Origin of the sequence: Chryseobacterium sp. KBW03 (assembly GCF_003852415.1) — a bacterium.
Taxonomy (GTDB): Bacteria; Bacteroidota; Bacteroidia; order Flavobacteriales; family Weeksellaceae; genus Chryseobacterium; species Chryseobacterium viscerum.
Map to the genome: position 1 here is coordinate 1 of NZ_QAJO01000008.1, position 24204 is coordinate 24204.

At 36.5% G+C, this 24204-nt stretch carries 28 protein-coding genes and 1 pseudogene; 10 read left to right on the top strand and 19 right to left on the bottom strand.

Going from position 1 to position 24204, the window contains the following annotated elements; genetic code table 11:
• Positions 1-23: 23 nt before the first annotated feature.
• The 6 genes and pseudogenes from DBR39_RS17255 to DBR39_RS17280 form a co-directional block, all read right to left on the bottom strand.
• The gene (locus tag DBR39_RS17255; protein ID WP_124535170.1) at positions 24-614 is read right to left on the bottom strand and encodes a hypothetical protein; all 591 of its coding nucleotides are present in this window, start codon (positions 612-614) and stop codon (positions 24-26) included.
• A gap of 13 nt (positions 615-627) precedes the next feature.
• Entirely contained in the window at positions 628-1137 is a 510-nt protein-coding gene (locus DBR39_RS17260) for an RNA polymerase sigma factor (protein WP_124535172.1), read from the bottom strand.
• 265 nt (positions 1138-1402) lie between these two features.
• Positions 1403-1762 (bottom strand): hypothetical protein, encoded by a 360-nt coding sequence (locus DBR39_RS17265; protein WP_124535175.1) that lies wholly within the window; start codon positions 1760-1762, stop codon positions 1403-1405.
• Between the two features lie 62 nt (positions 1763-1824).
• Positions 1825-2640: a hypothetical protein gene (locus DBR39_RS17270; protein ID WP_124535177.1), complete on the bottom strand. Its 816-nt coding sequence runs from the start codon at positions 2638-2640 to the stop codon at positions 1825-1827.
• A 10-nt stretch (positions 2641-2650) separates the two neighbouring features.
• A pseudogene (locus tag DBR39_RS17275) lies at positions 2651-3159 on the bottom strand (RNA polymerase sigma factor).
• A 152-nt stretch (positions 3160-3311) separates the two neighbouring features.
• Complete coding sequence (locus DBR39_RS17280) at positions 3312-4940, bottom strand: NADP-dependent glyceraldehyde-3-phosphate dehydrogenase (protein ID WP_124535179.1); 1629 nt, start codon at positions 4938-4940, stop codon at positions 3312-3314.
• A gap of 225 nt (positions 4941-5165) precedes the next feature.
• Between DBR39_RS17280 and tpx the strand changes: the two genes are divergently transcribed.
• Positions 5166-5738 carry a thiol peroxidase gene (gene tpx / locus DBR39_RS17285; RefSeq protein WP_185147212.1) on the top strand — a complete coding sequence of 191 codons (573 nt, stop codon included), beginning with the start codon at positions 5166-5168 and terminating at the stop codon, positions 5736-5738.
• 114 nt (positions 5739-5852) lie between these two features.
• Here the strand turns inward: tpx and DBR39_RS17290 are convergent, their stop codons facing one another.
• The 8 genes from DBR39_RS17290 to DBR39_RS17325 form a co-directional block, all read right to left on the bottom strand.
• Positions 5853-6611 carry an NAD-binding protein gene (locus DBR39_RS17290; RefSeq protein WP_124535181.1) on the bottom strand — a complete coding sequence of 253 codons (759 nt, stop codon included), beginning with the start codon at positions 6609-6611 and terminating at the stop codon, positions 5853-5855.
• Positions 6612-6693: 82 nt separating this feature from the next.
• Positions 6694-7260 (bottom strand): hypothetical protein, encoded by a 567-nt coding sequence (locus DBR39_RS17295; protein ID WP_124535183.1) that lies wholly within the window; start codon positions 7258-7260, stop codon positions 6694-6696.
• A 469-nt stretch (positions 7261-7729) separates the two neighbouring features.
• Positions 7730-8185, bottom strand: a complete 456-nt coding sequence (locus DBR39_RS17300) for a hypothetical protein (protein ID WP_124535185.1) — start codon at positions 8183-8185, stop codon at positions 7730-7732.
• 13 nt (positions 8186-8198) lie between these two features.
• The gene (locus DBR39_RS17305; RefSeq protein ID WP_124535187.1) at positions 8199-8774 is read right to left on the bottom strand and encodes a hypothetical protein; all 576 of its coding nucleotides are present in this window, start codon (positions 8772-8774) and stop codon (positions 8199-8201) included.
• A gap of 65 nt (positions 8775-8839) precedes the next feature.
• On the bottom strand, positions 8840-9556 hold the full coding sequence (locus DBR39_RS17310) for a TonB-dependent receptor plug domain-containing protein (RefSeq protein ID WP_124535189.1): 717 nt from the start codon (positions 9554-9556) through the stop codon (positions 8840-8842).
• 392 nt (positions 9557-9948) lie between these two features.
• Positions 9949-10707, bottom strand: coding sequence for an MBL fold metallo-hydrolase (locus DBR39_RS17315; RefSeq protein WP_124535191.1), 759 nt, complete (start codon positions 10705-10707; stop codon positions 9949-9951).
• A gap of 229 nt (positions 10708-10936) precedes the next feature.
• Positions 10937-11479, bottom strand: coding sequence for a Crp/Fnr family transcriptional regulator (locus tag DBR39_RS17320; protein ID WP_124535193.1), 543 nt, complete (start codon positions 11477-11479; stop codon positions 10937-10939).
• 16 nt (positions 11480-11495) lie between these two features.
• Positions 11496-13481 carry a urocanate hydratase gene (locus DBR39_RS17325; protein ID WP_124535195.1) on the bottom strand — a complete coding sequence of 662 codons (1986 nt, stop codon included), beginning with the start codon at positions 13479-13481 and terminating at the stop codon, positions 11496-11498.
• Between the two features lie 245 nt (positions 13482-13726).
• Here DBR39_RS17325 and DBR39_RS17330 point away from each other — a divergent pair, with 245 nt between their 5' ends.
• Positions 13727-14164 (top strand): endonuclease domain-containing protein, encoded by a 438-nt coding sequence (locus DBR39_RS17330; protein WP_124535197.1) that lies wholly within the window; start codon positions 13727-13729, stop codon positions 14162-14164.
• A gap of 115 nt (positions 14165-14279) precedes the next feature.
• Here DBR39_RS17330 and DBR39_RS17335 read toward each other — a convergent pair whose 3' ends face one another.
• The 4 genes from DBR39_RS17335 to DBR39_RS17350 all read right to left on the bottom strand — a co-directional run bounded on the left by DBR39_RS17335 (position 14280) and on the right by DBR39_RS17350 (position 17278).
• Positions 14280-14573, bottom strand: coding sequence for a hypothetical protein (locus tag DBR39_RS17335; protein WP_124535199.1), 294 nt, complete (start codon positions 14571-14573; stop codon positions 14280-14282).
• A 49-nt stretch (positions 14574-14622) separates the two neighbouring features.
• Entirely contained in the window at positions 14623-15609 is a 987-nt protein-coding gene (locus DBR39_RS17340) for a 2-hydroxyacid dehydrogenase (RefSeq protein ID WP_124535201.1), read from the bottom strand.
• A 268-nt stretch (positions 15610-15877) separates the two neighbouring features.
• Positions 15878-16528 carry a protein-L-isoaspartate(D-aspartate) O-methyltransferase gene (locus DBR39_RS17345; RefSeq protein ID WP_124535203.1) on the bottom strand — a complete coding sequence of 217 codons (651 nt, stop codon included), beginning with the start codon at positions 16526-16528 and terminating at the stop codon, positions 15878-15880.
• Between the two features lie 102 nt (positions 16529-16630).
• On the bottom strand, positions 16631-17278 hold the full coding sequence (locus DBR39_RS17350) for a hypothetical protein (RefSeq protein WP_124535205.1): 648 nt from the start codon (positions 17276-17278) through the stop codon (positions 16631-16633).
• Between the two features lie 134 nt (positions 17279-17412).
• Between DBR39_RS17350 and DBR39_RS17355 the strand changes: the two genes are divergently transcribed.
• The 8 genes from DBR39_RS17355 (at position 17413) to DBR39_RS17390 (ending at position 23464) form a co-directional block, all read left to right on the top strand.
• Positions 17413-18375, top strand: a complete 963-nt coding sequence (locus tag DBR39_RS17355) for a Gfo/Idh/MocA family protein (RefSeq protein ID WP_103234123.1) — start codon at positions 17413-17415, stop codon at positions 18373-18375.
• A gap of 1 nt (position 18376) precedes the next feature.
• Entirely contained in the window at positions 18377-18580 is a 204-nt protein-coding gene (locus DBR39_RS17360; protein ID WP_124535207.1) for a hypothetical protein, read from the top strand.
• Between the two features lie 81 nt (positions 18581-18661).
• Positions 18662-19111: a hypothetical protein gene (locus tag DBR39_RS17365; RefSeq protein WP_124535209.1), complete on the top strand. Its 450-nt coding sequence runs from the start codon at positions 18662-18664 to the stop codon at positions 19109-19111.
• Between the two features lie 43 nt (positions 19112-19154).
• A complete protein-coding gene (locus DBR39_RS17370; RefSeq protein WP_124535211.1) occupies positions 19155-20885 on the top strand; it encodes a cellulase family glycosylhydrolase in 1731 nt (576 codons plus the stop codon).
• 66 nt (positions 20886-20951) lie between these two features.
• On the top strand, positions 20952-21830 hold the full coding sequence (gene bla-A, locus DBR39_RS17375) for a CGA/CIA family class A beta-lactamase (protein WP_124535213.1): 879 nt from the start codon (positions 20952-20954) through the stop codon (positions 21828-21830).
• Positions 21831-21861: 31 nt separating this feature from the next.
• Positions 21862-22272: a hypothetical protein gene (locus DBR39_RS17380; RefSeq protein WP_124535215.1), complete on the top strand. Its 411-nt coding sequence runs from the start codon at positions 21862-21864 to the stop codon at positions 22270-22272.
• A 10-nt stretch (positions 22273-22282) separates the two neighbouring features.
• Complete coding sequence (locus tag DBR39_RS17385; RefSeq protein WP_185147219.1) at positions 22283-23173, top strand: 3-hydroxybutyryl-CoA dehydrogenase; 891 nt, start codon at positions 22283-22285, stop codon at positions 23171-23173.
• Positions 23174-23224: 51 nt separating this feature from the next.
• Positions 23225-23464, top strand: a complete 240-nt coding sequence (locus tag DBR39_RS17390; protein WP_002977986.1) for a hypothetical protein — start codon at positions 23225-23227, stop codon at positions 23462-23464.
• A 49-nt stretch (positions 23465-23513) separates the two neighbouring features.
• Here the strand turns inward: DBR39_RS17390 and DBR39_RS17395 are convergent, their stop codons facing one another.
• Complete coding sequence (locus DBR39_RS17395) at positions 23514-23924, bottom strand: META domain-containing protein (protein WP_103234129.1); 411 nt, start codon at positions 23922-23924, stop codon at positions 23514-23516.
• Positions 23925-24204: the final 280 nt, after the last annotated feature.

Genomic DNA, 24204 nt, shown 5'->3' on the forward strand with positions numbered 1-24204 from the left:
TTTTAGCCCGCCGAAACTTTTTTCTATCTTTTTAATTCTTCCAAAAGACCTTCAATATGCTGGATGTATCTTCCATAATACCGGTAAAACCAATATTTCCCAGCCAGAAAGAGCAGGAATAGCCCTCCTATTACAGAACCAATTAAGATCACTGCAATCTTCAGTTCACTCAAAGGTTTCGGCCAGGGAATAAACTCCAGGACAATAAGGATTTCACATACCAGAAATGGTGCAAAACTGATATAGTATGAAAGGTAGTACTGTTTATTCAGATTCAGCTGCATGACCAGATCTTTCAGAGAATCATAGGTCTTTGGTGCAGGATTACTGATTTCGTTATACAATTTAAAGAACTTGCTAAAAAAGAAAACGGTAACAATAAGCATGGAGGCAATTAAAACCGTTATATATAATTGTAATTTGAAGGGGCGGCAGAATGAGCAGACTAAAAATGCAAAGACAAAGATCCCTATGACCCACCAGAATTCCACACGCATATTTTTACGTATTTTTTCAAGGGGAAGATTGAGCTTATTTCTTTGTTCTGTGCTTATTTCAGGAGTTTCCTCCACAATATCTTCATTCCAGGTGTTTTTCAATTCATCGATATTCATTGGATTACTGATTTTAATGTTTGTTGTTTTTTATTTGGCTTAAGATATCTTTAAGTTTAGTTTTTGCCCGGTTCATTTTCACTCTTGCATTCCCTTCCGAAATTCCCATCTGTTCTGCAATCTGCTTTCCTGAAAAATCTTCCAGATAATAGAATATAAAGGCTTTATCAATAGGATTCAACTGATGAATAGCCTTATACATTTCAACCAGGCGGTCTTCTTTACGATAGTCGTAGTCTTCCTGAACAATCATCTGGTTAGAAAAATCTTCATTGGTAATAAAGCTTCTTCTTTTTTCTGATTTAAGGAAAATAATTGCTGTATTTAAAGCAATTCTGTACAGCCATGTTGAAAATTCGCTATCCCCTCTGAAGCTGGGAAATGCTTTCCAGAGCTGATACGTAATTTCCTGAAAAAGATCATCACGATCATCTTTTTCAGTCATGTACATTTTAGAAATCTTAAATAGAATTCCTTTATGCTGTTCAATTTTACTTATAAACTCTTTTTCTTGTGAGGTCATGGCTTGTTACTCTATAGAGTTAGTTTTCGTTTAAAAAAATTGTTACAGTTTTTTACAAAAGAAATAAAAAAACTGATAGAAAAATACTACCAGGCTCCATTGTGTGTTTAATTTGTACTATGTTCTTAGAATAGTATTTCACTTAATGTTGTTCACAGGCATACATATTTAAAATTCAATAAGTTATCATAAAATAAAAAAATATTGCATAAAAAAACCTGACATTTTTTATATCAGGTTCTTTATTTAATATGCTATTCTAGTGTTATTTAAAATCTAAAAAATCATCTTTTTCAAGATAATGGTTCAATGCCGTGATAAGCTGGGAGCATGTAACCTCAGCACGCTGACGGAATGCAAGATCCACAACATCCTGAATGTTCTCATCAGAACACATATACTTCAGCTTATTATGAAAAACAAAATCAGGCAAGCTTTCGATATCATCCTCACCAATATCCAGCGGATCCCCGATAAAAATCTTCATTTCCGGGTTAAATTCGTCTTTTGAAGAATATACCGCATAATTATAATCCGGATCATATGATGCCTTCCGGTCCTGTTTATTCTTTACAAGTTCCAGAAATTCTTCTATAGAATACATCTGATTCTTAATCTCATCCATCTGATATTTTTTTACAACTCAAGTTTTTAAAGATAGAAAATTTGCGGAAGATAAAATAATTTCTAATTCAGTTTATTTAATGCTCTCTGCAATGATCCGAAATCAAGAAAATCCAGTTTCGCTCCTGCTATGATGATGATTAAAAGTACAATTGTCAGGAATACAATGATAAAAATATACATGGATGCAAACCATATCACAGTGTTTACGACATTTCCTTTAATTCCAAACTTGTTCATGAAAAATTTCTGTGAACGTTCAAACCATGTTCCTTTCCTTTTGGTCAAAGGTTTTACTTCAATATCATTGAGCTCATCTACAAGGCGTACTACATCATCTATATACCTTCCATACATATAATAGATCCAATACTTTATAATAAAGGCAACCAGCAACAGAGTAATCAGAAGACTTATTCCGAAGATGGCCAGGTTATACTCCATGTCAAAATGAAAATTAATTTTGATCAGGGACAGAATGAAACCAAGGGGTATGTAGGAGATATAATAGGAAATGTAAATTTCTTTCGAGATAAGAAGCTGTGTTTTAAGATTGAATAAATCGTAATTCGTATTGATGCTGTTTTTCCGAAGCAGCTTATACAATTTCCGAAAACGGGAATAAAAATAAACGATAAAAGCGAGCGTCAGGATGGTGACAAAAGCTGATATGGTTCTAATATTAGAATCTGTAGAAGCAAATGGGAAATTGGTCAAAAGTAATGGCAGTGTAATGATCATCAGCCAAAATTCAGTTTCCATATTGATTTTCAGCATCTGCAACGGAGAATGTATTTCTCTCTGCTTTTCCAGAGAAATTTCAGGAGACTCCTGCCCTGTATCTTTATTCCAAAGTTCTTTAAAGTTTTCTAACTCCATGTTTTATCTTTTAATTGGAACCTCCCCCTTGCCTGGTAATAATCTCTTTCAGTTTTTCTTTTGCCCTTTTCAATTTTACCCGTGTATTCACTTCGGTAATTCCCAGCTGAACAGAAATCTCCTTTCCCGAAAAGCCTTCTAAAAAGAAAATATAAGGGCTTTATCAATAGGGCTCAACTGATGGATGGCTTCATACATCATTTTCATATTCATATCATCTGTATCATTATAAGGTTCCTGCCGAACGCCCAGTCCATCTATATTCTGGTTCTGTATAAAACTACGTTTTTTTTCACTTCGCAGAAAAACAATTGCTGTATTGAGCGCAGTTCTATACAACCATGTTGAGAAATCACTTCTCTTTTGAAAATCACCATATGATTTCCAAGCCTGGTAAATGATCTCCTGATAGAGGTCATTCTGATCGTCCTTATTATCCATATACATTTTAGAAATCTTGAAAACAACACCTTTGTGCTTTTCAATTTTCTCTAAAAATTCTTTTTCGGGTGAAGACATGATTTACACACTGATCCTTAGGTGATATTTACAAAAACACACCTTATTATAACACAAAACTCTAATTTCCGGTATTAAGTTAAAAAAATCCTCAAAAAACACAGTAGTTAATTGAGGATTTTTATTTATGTTAAATACGATACCGTTTAGAATCAGAAAATATAATCGGTGCTCAAGAAGTTGGAATCATGGTCTCTGACGATGGTATTAAGTAATTCTTTGTTAGAATCCGTCAGTTTTGCAGCAACCAAAGAACGGATAGAGAATGAACGGAGTGCATCAAAAACAGAAAGCGTTCCTTCAGCACTATCTTTTCTTCCTGTAAAAGGAAAGACATCCGGTCCGCGCTGCGCCTGGCAGTTGATATTGACACGGCTTACAAGGTTTACAAAAGGATCAATAAGTCTTGCAACTTCATGCGGATCTTCACTGAAAATACTCACCTGCATTCCATGGGATGCATTCACCTGGTATTCTATCGGTTCTTCTATGTCCTCAAACGGAACAACAGGAATCACCGGACCAAACTGCTCTTCATGATACAGCTTCATATCGATGTTTACAGGATATACCACTGCCGGGAAAACAAAAGACTGTTCTGTATACCCACCATCTTTATTCAAAACTGCAGCTCCTTTCTGTAAAGCATCTTCTATACATTCTTTCAGGTAAGGAGGTTTATTCACTTCAGGAAGCGGGGTTACTTTCACGTCTTTCTCCCATGGCAGTCCAGGTTTAAGAGCGGATACTGCTTCACTTAGTTTCTTGGTAAATTCTGCAGCAACTTCTTTCTGTACAAAGATCAGCTTCAATGCTGTACAGCGCTGTCCGTTGAAGGAAAGTGCTCCCAGAATACATTCACTTACCGCTACATCCAGATTTGCATTTTTGGTAACAATGGCTGCATTTTTTGCATCCAGGCTCAGAATTGCTCTTAGACGGTTCACTTTAGGGTGTAGTTTCTTTAGTCCGTTAGCTACTTTACTTGAGCCGATGAAAGCCAGCACATTCACTTTTCCACTTTCCATGATCGGAGTGATGATTTCTGATCCTTTTCCGTATAATGTATTTACAGTTCCTTTCGGGAATGCTTCTTTAAAAGCGTTTAATAAAGGATAGTGAGCCAATACCCCATGTTTTGGAAGTTTGAACAGGATGGTATTTCCCATGATCAAAGCGGGAATAAGGGTGGTGAAAATTTCATTCAGAGGATAGTTGAATGGTCCCATGCTTAAGACTACTCCAAGCGGAGCTCTTCTGATCTGTGCAATAGTTCCTTCTGCCTCTTGAAAGCGGGAAGATTCTCTATCCAAATCTTTCAGGGCATCAATGGTTTGGTTGATATAATCTACGGTACGATCAAACTCTTTCGTAGAATCGGCCAGTGTTTTCCCGATTTCCCACATCAGCAGTTTAATCACCAGATCTCTCTGCTGGATCATCAGGTATACGAATTTCTGCATGCATTTGATACGTTCTGCCACAGACATTGTAGGCCATTCACCCAGACCGTTATCATAGGCTTTTACACAGGCTTCAAGCACTTCCATCGCTTCATTGGGACCAATATTCGGGATACTTCCCAAAAGTTTTCTTTCCAATCCGTTTTCTGTAGGAATGCATACCGGAGAATAGATTTCGGTAACCTCTCCGTTCCATTCTACCAGCTCACCATTTAGCAGATAGGTTTTCTGATGAATAACCGGTACTTTATATTCTTCCGGGATTTCGTTTTCATTTTTAAAAATGTGATGGAATGATGCTGTATTTTCTGAACTCATAAATCTTTCTATTTTTTTAATGTGATAAAATTGAGGCAGCCTCAAAAATCAAACAATCTGACTTTCGTTATTCGGAATGACACTTCGAAACTGCAACGTTTAATAATATAAAGGTAGAAGTAAAATGTTTTGAAAAAAACAATCTGATCATAGATTCGATCTATTTGAATTAAAATTAATCTTAGCTCCTGAAAAAAGAATAATTTAGCTGAAAAATAAATTTTCATGTTTTCAAAATTAGTTTTCAGTACCCTGTTATTCTTCTCTGCAGTGGGCTTTGCTCAAAAATCCAAAGCAGCCAATACCGTTTTAATGGGAGGAAAAGAAGTACATACTTATGCCAAATTGCCGGCCCTGAATAAGCCAGCCCCTAAATTTACCCTTACCGATGTCAATATGAATGATCAGACGCTGGATTCCTACAAAGGAAGATATGTCATCCTGAATATATTTCCAAGTGTAGACACAGGAGTTTGCTCTGCATCTGTACACCATTTCAATGAGGATGCTGGAAATCTTCCCAATACGGTAGTGCTTTGTATTTCTAAAGATTTGCCGTTTGCCCAGAAAAGATTCTGTGGTGCGGAAGGGATCAAAAATGTGATCATGCTTTCGGATTTCCGTTCAGATTTCGGATGGAACTATGGTGTGGAACTGGTAGATTCTGCGATGAAAGGATTGCTGAGCAGAGCTGTTGTTGTGATAGATCCTGCAGGAAAAATTATTTACGAAGAGCAGGTACCGGATATTTCACAGGAACCCAACTATGAGGCCGCTATTGCAGCTGTGGGAAAATAAGCTTTTGCTTTTAATATTATAAAGAGCTCCGGCGATCGAAGATCGCCGGAGCTTCTATTTTACATTCTTTTTCCTTTTTAGTGGTCATCAGAATCACTTAATTTCCTGAAGCATTTACACATGAAAATACCTCGGATCCGGATATTGAAATTCAAAATTCAGATCTGAAATTAATTTTTCGGGTGAAATAATTCGGCCTTCGGTCGTACGTTCTCCTAAATAAGGCAGATCTTTCTGGGCATTGATGATCTCTTCTTTATTGGGATGAACAGGGGCCACCACATTATAAACTTTGGAATGAGATTTATTTTCCAGCATTTTTTCAACAACCGAACAGATATCAGCATAATGAATATGATTCACCAGCAAGTCCAGATTTGAAATATTATAATTCTTTAAAAGTCGCTGATCACCCATTAATCCTGCCAGTCTTAAAATATTGACTTCAGGGAATCTGTTTGCTATTGCACTTTCACTGGGAACATCTTCTGCAGATCGGTCATCTTCTGTAAATTCCTGATCAATATTCGGATATACACCGGTAGAACTCATCAAATAGAGCTGCCCTTTATAATCTCCAAGAAATGTAAGCAGATTCTGAGCTCTCTCCTGCAATGGAATTTCAGCTCCTCTTACTCCTGCAAAAGGAACGGTAACAATCACTGCATCCAATTGTGGAGCAATTTCCCATTCTCTTATTGTTTCGGATTTATCGTCTTCAAAACTAACCTGTGTAACGTGATATCCTTTATCTGATAAATCCTGTATTTTAGACTCAGAAGTAGTGGTTGCAAAAATCTCATATTGCCCGGATAATCTTTCTGCAATATGACCACCCAACCAGCCACAACCTATAATTCCAATTTTTTTCATTCTTCAATGTATTAATTTATTGGGTAAAAAACAACTTATTCCGAATGATAATCATCCATATTACATGAATTTCAGCATGCTCTTATTTTTTACTTTCAATTACAATCACGCCATATTTGCCTCTATCTCCATACAATTTAGTGGCTCCTTCTCCGGAAAGTATTTTTACGCTTTTCACTTTATCTCCATTTATCTTTTTCATCTTCTTTTCGTTTATCTTTTTATTATCCAGCAGGATCAATGGTTGTGTAGCCTCAATCTCTTCCTCAGTAGGCATGCCCAGCCACATGGTTTTATTTAATGTATTGTTGATGACTTCTATACCCTGGAATCCTTTTTTAAAGTCTACTTTCTTTACTTCTTCATCTTTCAATTCCTGTGCTTTGGCAGTTGTTACCATTCCACTGGCGGCCAATAATCCTAAGGCTATTTTGGAAGTTAATGAGAACCTCAGATTTCTTCCCAGCTGATCATCTGTAAACCTTCCACAAACCTTTTTATCAGACTTAAAGCTCATTAAAAGTTCTTCATCCGAATAGCCTGTAAAATCTGTTACTGTTTTAGAACAAACCCCACAGAACTTTCCTTTTTCATCGGCTGTCATTGTTTCCCAATTTTCGTGACAGGGTTTTGGTATGGTAATTTTCATAATATTCTTTTGCTTGTAAAGATGAGTTTATGGTAAAAAAGGTTGGAACGGATTTTAAAATATTTTGTCATTTTAACTTAAGTTGAAAAACGCAAAGGCGCAAAATGGTAGTAAAGAGGTACTGCTTTAAGACGCAAAGATTTCATCTTCGATAAAATTGAACACTGTGTATTTTGATCTCTCGCAGATTGTGTAGATTAAGCAGATAATATAAAAAGATCTGTGAAATCTGCGGGGAAATAGGTTAAGAATATTAAGGTGACACACAACGCTTAAAAAACATCTTGATGTTTTCCTTAACTTATCTTCACCACTTCACTCCCTTAATGGTTCAAAATAATAAAAATCAGCATATAACTGAGTTTTTGTATTATGTTTAAAAGCATAATTGAAACTCCTACCGAGTGACAATGGAAGCGGGTTTCTGGAATTATAATGAGATGATCATCGGATCTTTATATGAAGTGTTTTAATCTCCGTCTCCACCAATAGAATTAAATTCTTTTGTTGAAAAATGCAGGAATAATAAAGTAAGCAAATCATCAACAGAATCATCCACTTCTACATGAAAAACAAGTTCTTTAAACCTTCTTTTTTCTTCGCTTATCTCAATTAATACTTTTCCTTTTTCTATCAGCTGCCTGGTCTTCTTTAATTTAAAATAATGGATCCGAACTTCTTGCCCCGACTTAATAATTCTTTCTTTGGCCAAATCGGTAAAGTAAACTACTGTATTAGCATCAAAAAGTTCTATGTCATTCTTTAAAAAACCTACATTCTTAATATTGTATTTTTTTGAGTTTAAAGCTATATATTCTTCATATTGAAACAATTTCCTGGTCTCTGTTATCCTCCCGATTTCATGCTGAATATCCGATACCAGAACCAAGTCTTTTTTTTGATAGTGTGCGGTATATTTTTTCAAAACAGTCTGCTACTTATTTCTTCTTTTTAGTTGTTATAATAACAACCTTGTTCTTAGCTTTTTCACCGTATTTTTTTAGAATCTCCGGATCTCTGATAATTTGAGTACTCTCTACCGTTTTAAAATCAAAATTCAAAGCCCTGTATTCCTTCAATGTCATCTCTTTATTGTCCAGAATAATTAAAAAATCTTCATTATCTGAAACAACCATTCCCACTTTTATACGGAATACTTTCTTTATGGTATCTTGTTTTGTGGATGGAGCCATAAAACCACTTGAGGTTTCAGTAGGGATTGTGGTATCTCTAGGCTTTATTTCCTGTGCATTGATAGCAGATAAACCACCACCAGCAATAAATAAACCAGCAGTCAATTTACCTGCAATTGAGAAATTCAGATTCCTGCCTAGCTGGTCTTCCCGGAACCGGCCACATATCTTTTGATCAAAATTAAAATTACTGATTTCCTCATCAGAAAGATCTGTAAAATCATAAACAGATTGAGAGCAGACAGAACAAAATTTCCCCTTTTCCTCGGGAGTCATATTGTCCCAGTTCTCATGACAAGGCCTAGGTATGGTAAGTTTCATGGTTATTTTTTATACTAATATAAATTAATAATCGGAATGTTGATACATTGTATTTGAAATATCCTTTATTTCTTATCTTTCCTTTTAGTCGTAATCACGACTACTCCACCTTTTGCTTTTTTGCCATACTTTGCCGTTGCAGAAGCTTCCTTCAAAACATTAACTGTTTTAATTACATTAGCATCCAGTGCTTTTACTTTCTCATAATCGCTTATCTTCCCATCTACAATATATAATGGATTATAGGGTTTTGCTCCGCTTGAAGGCACCCCGCCAATGCGTATTGCACTTGTCTCTTGATGCACATTAGGAGAGATCTGGCTGAACATATTTGGCACATCGGGAACGGCTCCTTTACCTTCCTTTTCTTTGCAGGCTAAAGCATCCATAGACACTACAGAAACTGACCCAAGTAATCTCCTGTCTTTCCTGAATTCAGACAAGACAACGTCCTGTACTTCTTCAATTTTTAAAGTATCATTAGCTTTATTTTGCTGTGCATTTACATGTACCATTCCTCCCGTTGTCAGCATGACACCAACCGCAAATTTCACCAATAAAGCATTGATATAGGAATAATGTAGATCCCTGTTAAGCTGTGACGGATTAAAATTTCCACAGATCTCTTCCGTAGCCTTCGCAAAAACATCTATGATCTCATCATCCTGAATGTTCCTGAAATCTCTCACCGTTTTGGAACAAACAGCACAGAATCTTCCTTTTTCATCGGGGGTCATTGTATTCCAGTTTTCATGACAGGGTTTGGGTATGGTAATTTTCATAGTATTCTTTTGCTTATAAAGATGAGCTTATGGTAGAAAAGGTTGGAAAGGGTTTTAAAATATTTTGTCATTTTAACTTATGTTGGAAAACGCAAAGGTGCAAGGTTTTTGAGCGTTTTATGGTAACGCGCAAGAAAATCTAAAATTTCCAGCAAGTGACACATCATCAATTTTATCGGAGATAAAGTCTTTGCGTCTTAAAGCAGTCTCTTTTTCATATCATTTTGCGTCTTTGCGTTTTACAACTAAGTTTATCTTTTTAAACCATTAAGAGTATTGAAGTGATGAAGATGAGTTAAGAAAAATATCAAAGATATTTTTTAAGTTTTGTGCTTCATCTTAATATTCTTAACATATTCAACATTCTTAATGGTTTAGAAAAAAATTGTTTATTATTCTACCAGCATCGCTCCATCTTTCAAAATCATATACTCCTGTCCTACTTCCTCCGAAACGCTCTTCAAATCATGATCGTCAAACACCTGAGGAATATAGCATTTCTCATGAGCAAACAATCCGTAATGAATCGGCACCAGCCTTTTGGCATGTAGAAGATGGGCCGCCGCAAAAGCTTCTTTCAGATCGAGGGAAGCAGGAATCGGACTATATTCCAATCCGATGATTTCAAAATTGACAATGACACCGTTTACCGGTAAGAAGGCATAGTCTATGTTTGGATTTTCTTTTCCGAGCTTCCAGAATTGGTTGTGCCAGATGGTATCTCCGCCATGAAAGATTTTGACAGTTCCATCATCTACGATCCAGGAGGACTGTATTTCTCCCACTCCATCCATTGCAAATACGGGTTTGAAGGTGATATTGCTTTCTGTGAAAGTTTCATCAAGATCAAGGACAATGATTTCTACATCATCTACCAACTTTCTTACAACAGATTCCAGTCCTGCATAGACGATCAGTTTTCCGTCTTTCTTTAAGCATTTTCGGATCACTCCTTTGTCAAAATGATCGAGATGCAAGTGGGTAAACAGAATATAATCTGCCTGTACATGCTTTGAAAATTCTAAAAGATTTTCTACAGCATCACCCAAAACGGGTTTATAGTAAGAGAAATCTTCTACCGCGTCTATTAAGATGGTTTTGTGGTGAGAAGTGAGACGAATGCCTGCCCAGTTAAGTTTTTGTATTTCCATATTCTTTTTTCAACAAAGGAAAAGACTTCCGGAAGGCAAGACAATAAACAAAAGATAATAAATGAGGATGTTTTGAGGATGGAAGCTTGGGGATGGAGGATGGAAGTGATTGAGATAATAGAACAACTATTCCTTCTTTTTTATTTGAAATAATCTACCAATTATAAACCTACAGAAGATCTGAAGACTGAGAGTAACTTCCAACTCCCCTCATCCAGCTTCCAGCTTCTTACAAAATCCTCTTTCTGATTCTGCTTAAAGAAATAGGCGTAATCCCGATATAAGAAGCCAGATATTTCAGAGGAATATTCTGAATATAATGAGGTTTGTTCTTCAGCAGATATTCATAGAGATCCTGCGGAGTATTTTTCAGCAGAAGCATTTCTCTTTTCATAGCAGCATTCAGTTTTCTGCTCAGATAGTAATTCTGAACGAAACGGCAGTGTGGATTTACAGCAAACATATCATTCACCTCATCAAGGGTGATTTCCCATGCCAGTCCGTTGTTGATAGATTCGTAAACGGCATCGGAGCTTTTTTCTTCAACAGTAAAAATATCACCGGGAAAGTAGAATTCTGCACAGATTTCGGTATCAATATCCGATGTGCTGTTGATGTAATATTTACGGACAAGCCCATCTTCTACAAGATAGGCTTTGTCGTCCGGAAATATGTTTTTCTTTGAAAATTCAACCTCAGCAAACTTCTCCCATACAGGATCACTATCCTCTACGTTCAGGTGTGAAAACAGTTTTTTGTTGATTGTTGCCAATGCTGAATTCTATATATTACAGTAAATTTTCGTCTACAAGGTTTGGAATCGTCACTTTCAAGTTCGGTTCTGCTTCCATGGCTCTTTTAATGGCGAAAATAGCGCCTTCATTTCTTGCCCAGCTTCTTCTTGAGATTCCGTTGTTCACGTCCCAGAAAAGCATAGACTTCAGTCTTCTGTCGGCATCATCGCTTCCGTCCAACAGCATTCCAAAACCTCCGTTGATTACTTCTCCCCAGCCAACGCCACCACCATTGTGAATGGAAACCCAGGTAGCCCCACGGAAACTGTCACCAATCACATTGTGAATCGCCATATCTGCAGTAAATCTTGATCCGTCATAGATATTGGAAGTCTCTCTGTAAGGAGAATCTGTTCCCGAAACATCATGGTGGTCTCTCCCCAATACTACAGGTCCTATTTCACCGTTTCTAATGGCTTTATTGAAGGCTTCTGCAATTTTCATTCTTCCTTCTGCATCTGCATAAAGGATTCTTGCCTGTGAACCTACTACCAGTTTATTTTCCTGCGCTCCTTTGATCCACTGAATGTTGTCTTTCATCTGCTGCTGAATTTCTTCAGGAGAGTTTTTCACCATTTCTTCTAATACTGCACATGCAATATCATCCGTTTTCTGCAGGTCTTCCGGATTTCCACTGGAACATACCCAACGGAACGGTCCGAAACCATAATCGAAACACATAGGTCCCATAATATCCTGTACATAACTTGGATATTTGAATTCTCTTCCCAATGTAGGATTATCTGCCATTACATCAGCTCCGGCTCTGGAAGCTTCCAATAAAAAGGCGTTTCCATAATCGAAGAAATACGTTCCTTTTGCTGTATGTTTGTTGATGGCTGCAGCATGTCTTCTCAATGTTTCCTGAACTTTTTCTTTGAATAATTCAGGGTTTTCAGCCATCATGATATTAGATTCTTCAAAACTTTGTCCTGCAGGATAATACCCTCCAGCCCAAGGATTGTGAAGTGAAGTCTGATCTGACCCGATATCGATTCTTAAATCTGACTGATCAAATTTCTCCCAAACTTCAACAATGTTTCCAAGGTAAGCCAAAGACACAGTTTCTTTATTGTCCTGTGCTTCTCTTACTCTTTTTACCAGTTCATCAAGATTTTCATAGATCTCATTCACCCACTTCTGATCGTGACGGATTTTGGTGATTTTAGGATTCACTTCAGCACATACGGTAACACAGCCAGCGATATTACCAGCTTTTGGCTGAGCACCACTCATTCCTCCTAATCCTGACGTTACAAAAAGTCCTCCTTTCGGTTCTTTTTTAATTTTTCTGAAAGCATTTAACACCGTAATCGTTGTCCCATGAACAATCCCCTGCGGACCGATATACATATAACTTCCCGCGGTCATCTGTCCGTACTGGGTAACACCCAATGCATTGAACTTCTCCCAGTCATCCGGTTTTGAATAGTTCGGAATCATCATTCCATTCGTCACAACTACTCTTGGTGCATCTTTATGAGAAGGGAAAAGCCCCATAGGATGTCCCGAATACATTGTCAGCGTCTGCTCATCTGTCATTTCTGAAAGATACTTCATCGTTAAAAGGTATTGTGCCCAGTTTGAGAAAACAGCTCCGTTTCCACCGTATGTAATCAGTTCGTGAGGATGCTGTGCCACTGCATAATCCAGATTGTTCTGAATCATCAGCATAATCGCTTTCGCCTGCTCAGATTTTCCGGGATAGTCTGTAATAGGTCTCGCCTTCATTTCATAATCCGGACGGAAACGGTACATATAAATCCTTCCATAATCTTCCAGTTCCTGCTTAAATTCAGGAATCAGCTCTGCGTGAAACTGAGGATCAAAATAACGTAAAGCATTCTTCAATGCCAGTTTTTTCTCTTCTTCTCCTAAAATTTCTTTACGCTTCGGAGCATGGTTGATATTGGTCTCGTATGGTTTTGTTTGTGGCAGCTTATTAGGAATCCCCTGCTGTATCTGTTCTTGAAATGTCATATTACTATTTAAAGGTCTATGTTGAAACAATGTTTGAAGTTTTAAAGATATTCAAATTAGAAAATATAGGCAAGGGGATAAGCTAAATAGCGAAGGGAATACATTTGCTTTTTTGCTTTTTTACAAAACTAATGAAGATTTGATATTAAATATTATATTTGAAAAGATGCACCTCAATTCCCCTCCTCCGGAGGGGTGGATTTCAAAGTGTAAACTTTGGAAGACGGGGTGGTTAAAACACAACAATGAAAGAAATCCTTACCAACATCAACGGAATTCCAATCCGTAGAAATTTCGTGGAAAATCTTCCCTACAATCCCTATTTAAAAGTATTATTAAAAGAAAAACGCAAAGCCAGGATTCTGGGTGAAGTGATTTTTTGGAAGAAAGTCCGGACAAAAAAATTTCATGAAATTGATTTTGACAGGCAGAGGATTATTGGAAATTATATCGTTGATTTCTATGTGAAAACTTTGGGACTTATTATTGAGATAGATGATTCAAGCCATGATGAAAAGCAGGTTTATGATGGGATAAGGGAGGAATATCCTGAGTCATTAGGACTGCTTATTTTCAGAATTGCAGATTTTGATGTGAGGAATAATCTGAGTGTTGTGATGAAGGAGTTAGAGGATTTTATTGTGCTGCACTATGGAACCACCCCGTCTTCAAAAATTCTGTAAATTTTTGAACCCACCCCTCCGAGGGAGGGGAATTGCCCTTACCAAAGGAAGTCCTTATTCAACATAAAAAAACCTTACTGAAAATCAATAAGGCTGGTTTATTTTTCGTAAAATTTCAGGTTAAAACATCATCGTTTTCTTCTTCATGGTCGTCTTCATTATCGCTGAGACTCCAGTAATTGTTCTCTTCATCTTCTTCTCCTATTTCTTCCATCTCATCATCATCTTCTGTGCCGGGGATATCTAAACCTTTATCAATTTTATCCTCGTCAAAATCGTCTTCTAAAATAGGATTACCGTCTCCATCAAGCGAAATGTGCTTTTCTTTCTTAAATATATCTTCATTAGGATTATAATCCATTTGTTCTAACCTCTTGTTTTGTTCATTAATATTTTTCTCTGGTGCCATGATATGTAAGGTTTTAGGTTTATATAATCAGAACAAAAATAATTCCAAGTTATGATGAATGATCAGAATAAACATCCGGATTTGCACAATAAGGCATTTTTTCATTTTTTGAAAAAGCAATAATATTTCCTGCAGCCAGTCTTGCCATCCCGTTACGGGCTTCAACAGTAGCAGATCCAATGTGCGGGAGAATGCAAACACTTAAAAGCCCAAGAATAGGATCGTCCGATGACATCGGTTCCGGGTTGGTAACATCCAGACCTGCCCCCCAGATTTTCTTGTCTACCAACGCCTGATACAGATCTTTTTGATTGTGAAAACCTCCTCTGGCCGTGTTAATAAAAATAGAGTCCGGTTTCATCTGTTCAAATAAGGAATAATTGAATAATTCTTTATGCTCAGGAGTAAAGTTGGCATGAACACTCAATACATCTGATTTTTTGATCAGCTCTTCGAAAGAAACATAAGCTGCTCCCAATTCTCGTTCTGCTTCTTCATTATGATTTCGGTTATGATAAATGATATTCATCCCAAAAGCTTTCTTTGATTTTTCTGCCATTTCATAGCCGATACGTCCCAATCCGAAAATTCCCAGTGTTTTTCCGTACAGCTCCTGTCCCAAAGCATGCAAAGGATCAAATGCATTCCAGTTTCCGTCTTTTACTTTCTGGAAATTATAACTGGCTCTTCTTGCCACAGACTGCATCAGTAAAAAGGCTACATCAGAAGTGGCTCTGCTCAAAACATCAGGAGTATTTCCAATTGGAATATGCCTTTGTGCGGCTTCTTTTATTTCCACATGATCAAATCCTACAGAGTATAAAGCAATAGCTTTGACATTCGGGCAGGCATCAAAAAATTTCTTATCATATTTAAAGTCACCGCCTACGTTTAGGATGGTATCTGTATTTTTACAATAGCCCAGCCATTCTTCGTAAGAGAGGTTTTCATTTTCCGGTAAGATAATTTCCAGGCCTGCTTCTTCCAGCATTTTAATTCCTGTTTCGGGAATTCTTTTATTGATAAAAACTTTCATTATACTGTTGTTTGATGATTGTAAATAAAAAACCTCACTCGCAAAAAGTAAGGTTATTGAACTTTAATATTAAAAATTTATTTCTTTTCATCTGAATGTTTGTTCAGTATCTATTTTATTTTTTCCTAATGAGGAATTTCAAGATCGAGGGGTTTTAATTCCATCAATTTTCATTCCGAAATGGAGTTAAAAGATTTTAAATCTTGGCTAAAGCCTGGTAAGTTTTTATTGATGAAAAACGGACTAAAGTCCATTCCTATTGATAGAATTATTGATTGGTATTTCCCAACATCGGAACAAATTTATACGCTCCGAATTCTTCTTTCTCAAATTCTGTAGGACCTACTTTCGTAAACCTGAATAAAACCTGCTCATCCGTTGGTCCTAATGGAATCACCATAATTCCTCCAATGTTCAATTGTTTCAACAGTTCTGTAGGGAGTGTGGAAGCTCCGCAGGTAACGATAATTTTATCAAAAGGAGCAAAAGTAGGCAATCCGGCAAAACCATCCCCAAAGCTTTGAAACTTTGGATAGAGATGCATTTCTCTGAGTTTCTTTTTTGAAAAATCAAACAGATCTTTCTGCCTTTCCACGGTATATACATGGGCTTTCATTGCCAATAAAACTGCGGTCTGGTATCCGCATCCTGTTCCGATTTCCAAAACTTTTTCACCTGCCTTTACCTTTAACAGCTCAGACTGTTCTGCCACCGTGGAAGGGTGGGAAATGGTCTGATGCGCGAGAATTGGGAAAGCACGGTCTTCATAGGCAAAATCTTCAAAAATACTTTCGATAAAAAGGTGTCTCGGAACTTCACTCATCGCCCGAAGTACATTTTCATCCGAAATTCCAATTCTGTGTCGAAGATATTCAACTAAAATCTTTCTTTTTCCTTTATGTACAAACGAATCCTGCATTTGACAAAAGTAAGAAATTAGAAATTAGATTTCCTAAATTGGAGAAAAGAATTATCCACAAAAAATAAAGCAATCAAAAAATGACTGCTTTGTTTTTATTTCTTAATTCCATCTTATCGGATAAGGTCCGTAAAAATCGCTGAAGGTATTATCAGCACATCTTTTTCTCACAAAAAAGTTATAATTCACTGTTTTACTTAACCCTACATAGATGGCTTTCTGACCTGCGATTACCAAATCTCCACTTGCAGGAGGAGCAGAACTTATTGTCAAAACAGTTTCATATGCAGAAACCCCATCATTTTCCCAGGATACTGTAGCATCAAAAATAGAAGAAATTGCCGAAGAAGTTGTTTTTGAATACGTTGCATACCCCGGTTTTACACAAGTTGTCGTATTGCCGGCCAAGACGGTAACAGGTCCCGCCCAGTTGCTCCGCCCATTGTCTATTCCGCAATTTTTTCTCACGTAAAGGTCATATTTATTATCTTTATATAGAGGGAGATTATAGGAATTCTTATAGGTGACAATGGTGGTTCCCTTTCCTAAAGAAAAACCAGGTTCCCCATACTGCACTTCATAATATCCTTCGCCCTGACTAATAATACTCCAGGAAAGCCGGTTATTCCCTTTTTCAAATATCAAATTTGTTGGAGTTCCACATTTAGCCTGCGGGTCATATGGACTATCTCCTATACATCCTGCAGTACATAATCCAAAGAAGAGTACAATCGAAATGAGTCTTTTCATCGTTATTTTTTAGACCGTGAATTTACTGCAATTTCTTTAATGAATAAACGTGTTCCATCTTGAATATCTCCAAGTGAAAAGTCATGTATTTTATAAATGTACATTCACTATATTTACAAAAATTTAATACAGCTATGTTAAAAGCAGGTTTGGTAGGTGCCGGACACTTGGGAAAAATACATTTAAAACTTCTTAATCAATCAGATAGATATGAATTTGTAGGTTTCCACGATAAAGATGTTGAAAACGGAAAGAAATTGGAAGCCGAATTCGGATATAAATATTTTGAAAATTTTGATGAATTATTGGACCAGATCGACATGCTTGACATTGTCACTCCAACGATTTATCACTACGATTACGCTTTAAAAGCGATTGAAAAACGTCTTCACTTTTTTATCGAAAAACCGGTTACCCAGACTCTTGAGCAGGCAGAAGAAATTCTTCGTTTGTGCCAGGAAAACGGTATCAAGGCACAGGTAGGACATGTTGAGAGGTACAATCCTGCTTTCATTGCGACTAAGGAATACATCAGCAATCCAATGTTTATTGAAATCCACAGGCTGGCTGAGTTTAATCCCCGTGGCACAGATGTTTCTGTGGTATTGGACCTTATGATTCACGATCTGGATATTCTATTGAGTATGGCGAAATCCAAGGTTAAAAATATCCATGCAAGCGGTGTTTGTGTGGTAAGCAAAACTCCGGATATTGCCAATGCAAGAATAGAGTTTGAAAACGGATGTGTAGCCAACCTTACTACTTCCAGAATTTCTATGAAAGCCATGAGAAAAAGCAGGTTCTTCCAGAAGGATGCCTATATTTCTGTAGATTTCCTTGAGAAAAAAGCTGAAGTTATCAGAATGAAGGATGCTCCTGAAAGCCCTACTCCATTTGATATGATTATTGAGAATGCCGATGGAGAGAAGAATCAGATCTTGTTTGAATATCCGAATATTCAGCCTAACAATGCTATTCTTGATGAATTAAATTCTTTTGCGGATGCCATCACAGGTGACAAAAATGTAGAAGTATCTCTTGAAGACGGAACTGAAGCACTAAAAATTGCTCTGCAAATTATGAAGCTTATCAGCTAATATGAACATAAAGTCTGCTCTATTTCTGGCAGCTATTACAATGCTATCTTGTAATCAGAAGAAAAGTGGTTACGAGATAGATTGTGATGATCAAAAAAAGCAGGCTCAAAATGATTTCAATTATAAAAACTATACCTGGACCATTTTCTCCGGTTTAGCTTCTGATTATCTGGGAGAAGATGAATTTATCATACTTCTGAATTAGAATCATATAAAAACCAAGAAAATCCCAATATCCTGTGTAAGATTTCCTAATGATCAGTATGAAAACTGCAGGGAAATTGAGATGAACAGGCTTATTCTAAAAAGCTTCGGCAAGAAATTTATAGACTCTTTGCGTGATACTGCAAAACATCAGTTTATAAAAAGTCATCCTGATGAAGTGTTTTCTTATGAAAGATGTGATGATCTTTCACGTTATCCTAATTCTACAATGGATAATCAGTTTGAAAAAATTAAAGTTGATTACCTTCAAAAACATCCAATCCCTAAAGAATACATTAGGAAAAGAGAAAAATATTACTCTTATACTTCTGCTACGTTTACACTCACTAAAAACGGAAAAATTAAAGATTTATCAGTAGAAAGTGAATTTCAAAACAAAAAAAACAATATATTTGAAAAACAATTCAATAAACAATTGAAAGATTTTATTTCACATATACAATGGATTCCCGGCAAAATAAATGGTCTGAATGTAGACTCTTATTATGATGTGACCATTCATTATGACTAATTTCTAAAAATATTTCCTACTATTTTAAACCATTGAAACTACTATGAAAAGAGCTATTCTATTATCCGCAGTTTTATTGTCTCAATTTGGGACATCACAATTATTAAAGACTTCCGGACAGAAAATTGTTAATGATAAAGGTGAAAATATTCAATTGAGAGGTCTTGGCCCTGGCGGCTGGATGCTTCAGGAGGGATATATGCTGAAAACTGCTGATTTTGCAGGACCTCAGTATAAGATTAAGGAGAAAATTGCAGAATTAATTGGTGAAGATGGAATGAATGAGTTCTACAAAGCTTATCATAAAAACGGAATCACGAAACAGGATATTGATTTTCTGGCGAAATCAGGATTCAATTCTATAAGACTTCCGATGCATTACAATCTTTATACTCTTCCGATTGAAAAAGAGACTGTAAAAGGGAAAGACACGTGGCTGGAAGAAGGTTTTAAAATGACGGATGATCTGCTTCAATGGTGTACAGATAATAAAATCTATCTGATCCTCGACCTTCATGCGGCTCCCGGCGGTCAGGGAAATGATGCCAATATCTCTGATAATGATAAGTCTAAGCCTTCGTTGTGGGAAAATGAAGAAAATCAGAGAAAAACGATAGCACTATGGAAAAAATTGGCCGAAAGATATAAAGACAATCCATGGATTGGAGGCTACGACCTGATCAACGAACCTAATATTAATTTCACAGGTAAAAATCCGAATGGTACTGATGAAATGTCTAATGCCCCACTGTGGAAGCTTCAAAAAGATATTACCACAGCCATCAGAGAGGTGGATAAGAAACATATCATTTTTATTGAAGGAAATGGATGGGGAAATAATTATAACGGGTTGCCGGCTCTCTGGGACAACAATATGGCGTTCAGTTTCCATAAATACTGGAACTATAATGATGACCAGACGTTGAAATTTGCACTGGACCTTAGAGAAAAGCATAATATACCGATCTGGCTGGGGGAAACCGGTGAAAATTCTAATGTATGGTTTACTGAGCTGATTCAGCTTTTGAATAAGCATAATATCGGGTATGCATTCTGGCCAATGAAAAAGATTGACAATATCGCAGGAGTTACCAATGTGAAAATCACGCCTGAGTATGAGAAACTATTGGATTACTGGAAAAATGGTGGTGAAAAGCCTTCTAAAGAATATGCAAAGAAAGCTTTAATGCAGATTGCCGATAATTATAAACTGAGCAATACGGAAATCAAAAGAGATGTGATTGATGCGATGTTCAGACAGACAACAGATGCTTCAACAAAGCCATTCAAAAATCATCAGGTTCCGGGAAGAGTATTTGCTTCGGAATATGACTTGGGAAGAATCGGGGGCGCTTATCTGGATAAGGATTTCATTAATCTTTGGGTAAGTGATCCGGCTAAAAGGTCTGAATGGAACTTTGGACAGCAGATGAGAAATGATGGTGTAGATATCTATAAATGTAACGATACAGTTACCAATCAGTATTATGTAGGGAAAACGGAATCCGGAGAATGGCTTCAGTATACGGTTCAATCGAAAGGAGCCAAAAATTATACGTTTGATATCAGATATTCGGCGGCTAATGATTCTAAAATAAGAATCGAAACGGCTTCCGGAAAAGTTTTAGCCAGTGTATCACTAGCTTCCAGCGGAGGAAATGACAGCTGGAAAACCATTTCTGTAAAAAATATCAGTCTTCAGAAGGGGGAAAACAAAATCAGAATTTTCTTTGAAAATGATGGTGTCAATCTGAATTATTTTGAAGTAAAATAGTAATAATTATCTTAAATTGCAGCTCTCTTCCGGTCTTCAGAAGAGGGCTTTTTTAATGATAACATTATGAAAAAAACAGCATTCCTTTTTCTTCTGATTTCTGCATTCTCATTTGCACAGACTTCAATATTAGAACAAAAAATAAACTCAATTCTTAAGAACAAAAAAGCAACGGTAGGGGTTTCTGTTCTGGGCTTTGAAAATGGTTTTAAGTATGATAAAAATGCAGACAAAAAGCTGCCTATGCAAAGTGTATTTAAATTTCACATTGCCGCTGCAGTTTTGAATGCTGTAGATCAGGGAAAACTTTCTCTGGATCAGAAAATTGTCTTGAACAAATCGAATTTACTGGAGAATACCTGGTCGCCGCTTCGTGATAAGTATCCTGAAGGAAGTGCTGGGATTCCGTTAAGTGAAGTGATTGAATATACTGTTGCAAAAAGCGATAACAATGGATGTGATATTCTTCTCAAACTATTGGGTGGAACTCAGACTGTTCAGAAATTCATGGATTCTAAAGGAGTAAAAGGCTTTCAGATTAAATATAATGAAGAAGCGATGCACAAAGACTGGAATATTCAGTATGAAAATTACAGCACTACAAAATCAGCTGTCGATGTCCTTAAAAAATTCTATGACAGAAAATTATTATCTAAGAAATCTACAGATTATCTGATGAAAGTAATGTGGTCTACGTCAACGGGATTAAACAAAGTGGTGGAACAGCTTCCCAAAAATACTCCTGTGGCAAGAAAAACGGGAGCTTCCGGGAAAAATAAAGCAGGCTTAACGGGTGCAGAAAACGAAATAGGAATCGTTACTTTACCGAATGGCAAACATTATGCATTAACTGTATTTGTCAGTAACTCAATGGAAACGGACGCTGCAAACTGCAGGATGATTTCTGATATTTCCAAGGAAGTTTGGGAATATTTTAATAAATAAAATTTTAAGCTTATTTTTAAGCGATTTTAACATGAAAAAAATAATATTAACAACAGCTCTATTAGCTTTTACATTCTTTTACTCACAGAAGAATCAGAATTATTTACAGATCAGCTATGGAAGTGTATGCTGTGGTCCGCCATCTGATAAACCTGTCACTAGCTTTCTTAAAGAATTCAAGAGAAAATATCAGATCAAAAGCCTGGAAATCCTGATACAAAAAGGAATGGGCAGAGAAGGTGAATATACATTATATGTGGGTACAGATTATCTGACAAAAAATCAAAAAAACAGGCTTATAAGAGGTCTTATGGCTACTGTTTCCAATCAAAACAACAACAAAGAGAAAAGCAATAAAGGAAATGTCAGTTTTGATCCGGAACTTACTGTTGCACAGTCAGATCTTGCAGAATCAAAAAATTTAACTATCTATAAAAAATAAAGGAAAAATGATCAAAAACATTGTAGTTATCGGAGCGGGAACCATGGGAAATGGTATTGCACATACTTTCGCACAAAGCGGTTTTAAAGTAAATCTTGTGGATGTATCCCAGGAAGCTCTGGACAGAGGTTTAAAAACCATTACTACCAATCTTGACAGAATCATTGCAAAAGGAAATCTTACAGAGGAACAAAAAGCTGAAACGCTAGGAAACATCACTACTTTTACAGCCTTGAGGGATGCAGTAGGATCTGCAGACCTTATTGTGGAAGCTGCTACAGAAAATATGGATCTTAAACTGAAGATCTTCGGCCAGATGGATGAGCTGGCTCCTGCAGGTTGTATCCTTGCTACCAACACTTCTTCTATTTCTATCACCAAAATTGCTGCAGCCACTAAAAGAGCTGATAAAGTAATCGGTATGCACTTTATGAACCCGGTTCCCATCATGAAACTGGTAGAAATTATAAAAGGATATTCTACTTCTAAGGAGACTTTTGATGTCATTTATGAAATGAGTAAAACATTGGGCAAAGTTCCTGTAGAGGTGAATGACTATCCTGGTTTTGTGGCCAACAGAATTTTAATGCCAATGATCAATGAGTCTATCGAAACACTTTATAACGGTGTTGCCGGTGTAGAAGAAATTGACACGGTAATGAAATTGGGAATGGCACATCCGATGGGTCCGCTTCAGCTGGCAGATTTTATTGGTCTTGACGTATGTCTTGCTATTCTGAATGTAATGTATGACGGTTTCAAAAATCCTAAGTATGCACCGAACCCATTATTGGTAAACATGGTGACAGCAGGAAAACTGGGTGTAAAATCAGGTGAAGGCTTCTACGATTATTCTGAAAGCAAAAAAGCTGAAAAAGTTTCAAAAATGTTTTTGAAGTAATCTTAAATCAATAATTTTATTTATCTTTGAGAAAGTTAAAACATTAAAAAAATGAAATTACCAAAGTTTTTATTAGCAGATAATTCGGAGTTTCCAGAAGATCTATTCGTAGTTCATACAGAATATCCAAGATTTATCTTAAACGTTGAGGAAGAAGAAGTTGAGTGGTTAGATGATCTTGAGGGTGATGATGAAGAAACTATGGCAGACGAAGCGACTAAAGTAGTAGAAGCAGCGTTCAAATGGTGCGACGAAGAATTGGCTAAGTACGACGAAGAAGAGGAAGATTAATAATACTCTAAACATAAAAAAGGAACTCAATTGAGTTCCTTTTGTTTTTTTATTCCGATTTTGTGAATTTCAATAATAAAAGATTGTCTTTATACAATTCTAAAGTATTTCCGGAAATCACATATTTGTTTGCTTTTCCCATCATATCCATAAAGTTCTGCTCTACTCCGATGTTGTTACACATCATTTTTGTAGATCCCATTTGTCCCGCTGTGAAACCACCTGTAGACGGATCTATGGTAGCCGTTCCGAAATAGTTGTTACATCCAGCGTTTCCTGTGATCTTTTCTCCTTCAATATTCAATGTTGGAATTTTACCTTTTACATTGTCAGCCAATGTCCATTTTGTACTGGCAAGAGCAGGCTGAGCCTTTCCTACTTTAGAGGCAGAAGGACTTGTCATACTTCCACATGAAGCCAATACTGCAGCTGTACATATACTTAAAAAAAGATTTTTCATTTTTTTCTTTTTGAATTAATCCAAATTTACGGAAATTATATTATCTAAACGGGCTGCAGCGAATTTTATTATTCTTTAACATCTTATATCTTGAATATTTTTCAGATCTATTTTTTAAGGATGAAAGATATTATCTATAGTCATAAATTGGAAAATGCAAAGACGCAAGTTTATTAATATGCAACGGGTTTAAGTCGCAAGGATTTTATCTTCGATAAAATTTTACAGTGTCTTTGTTATTCCGAAAGAATTTATATTTTAATATACTCTCGCAAATTAT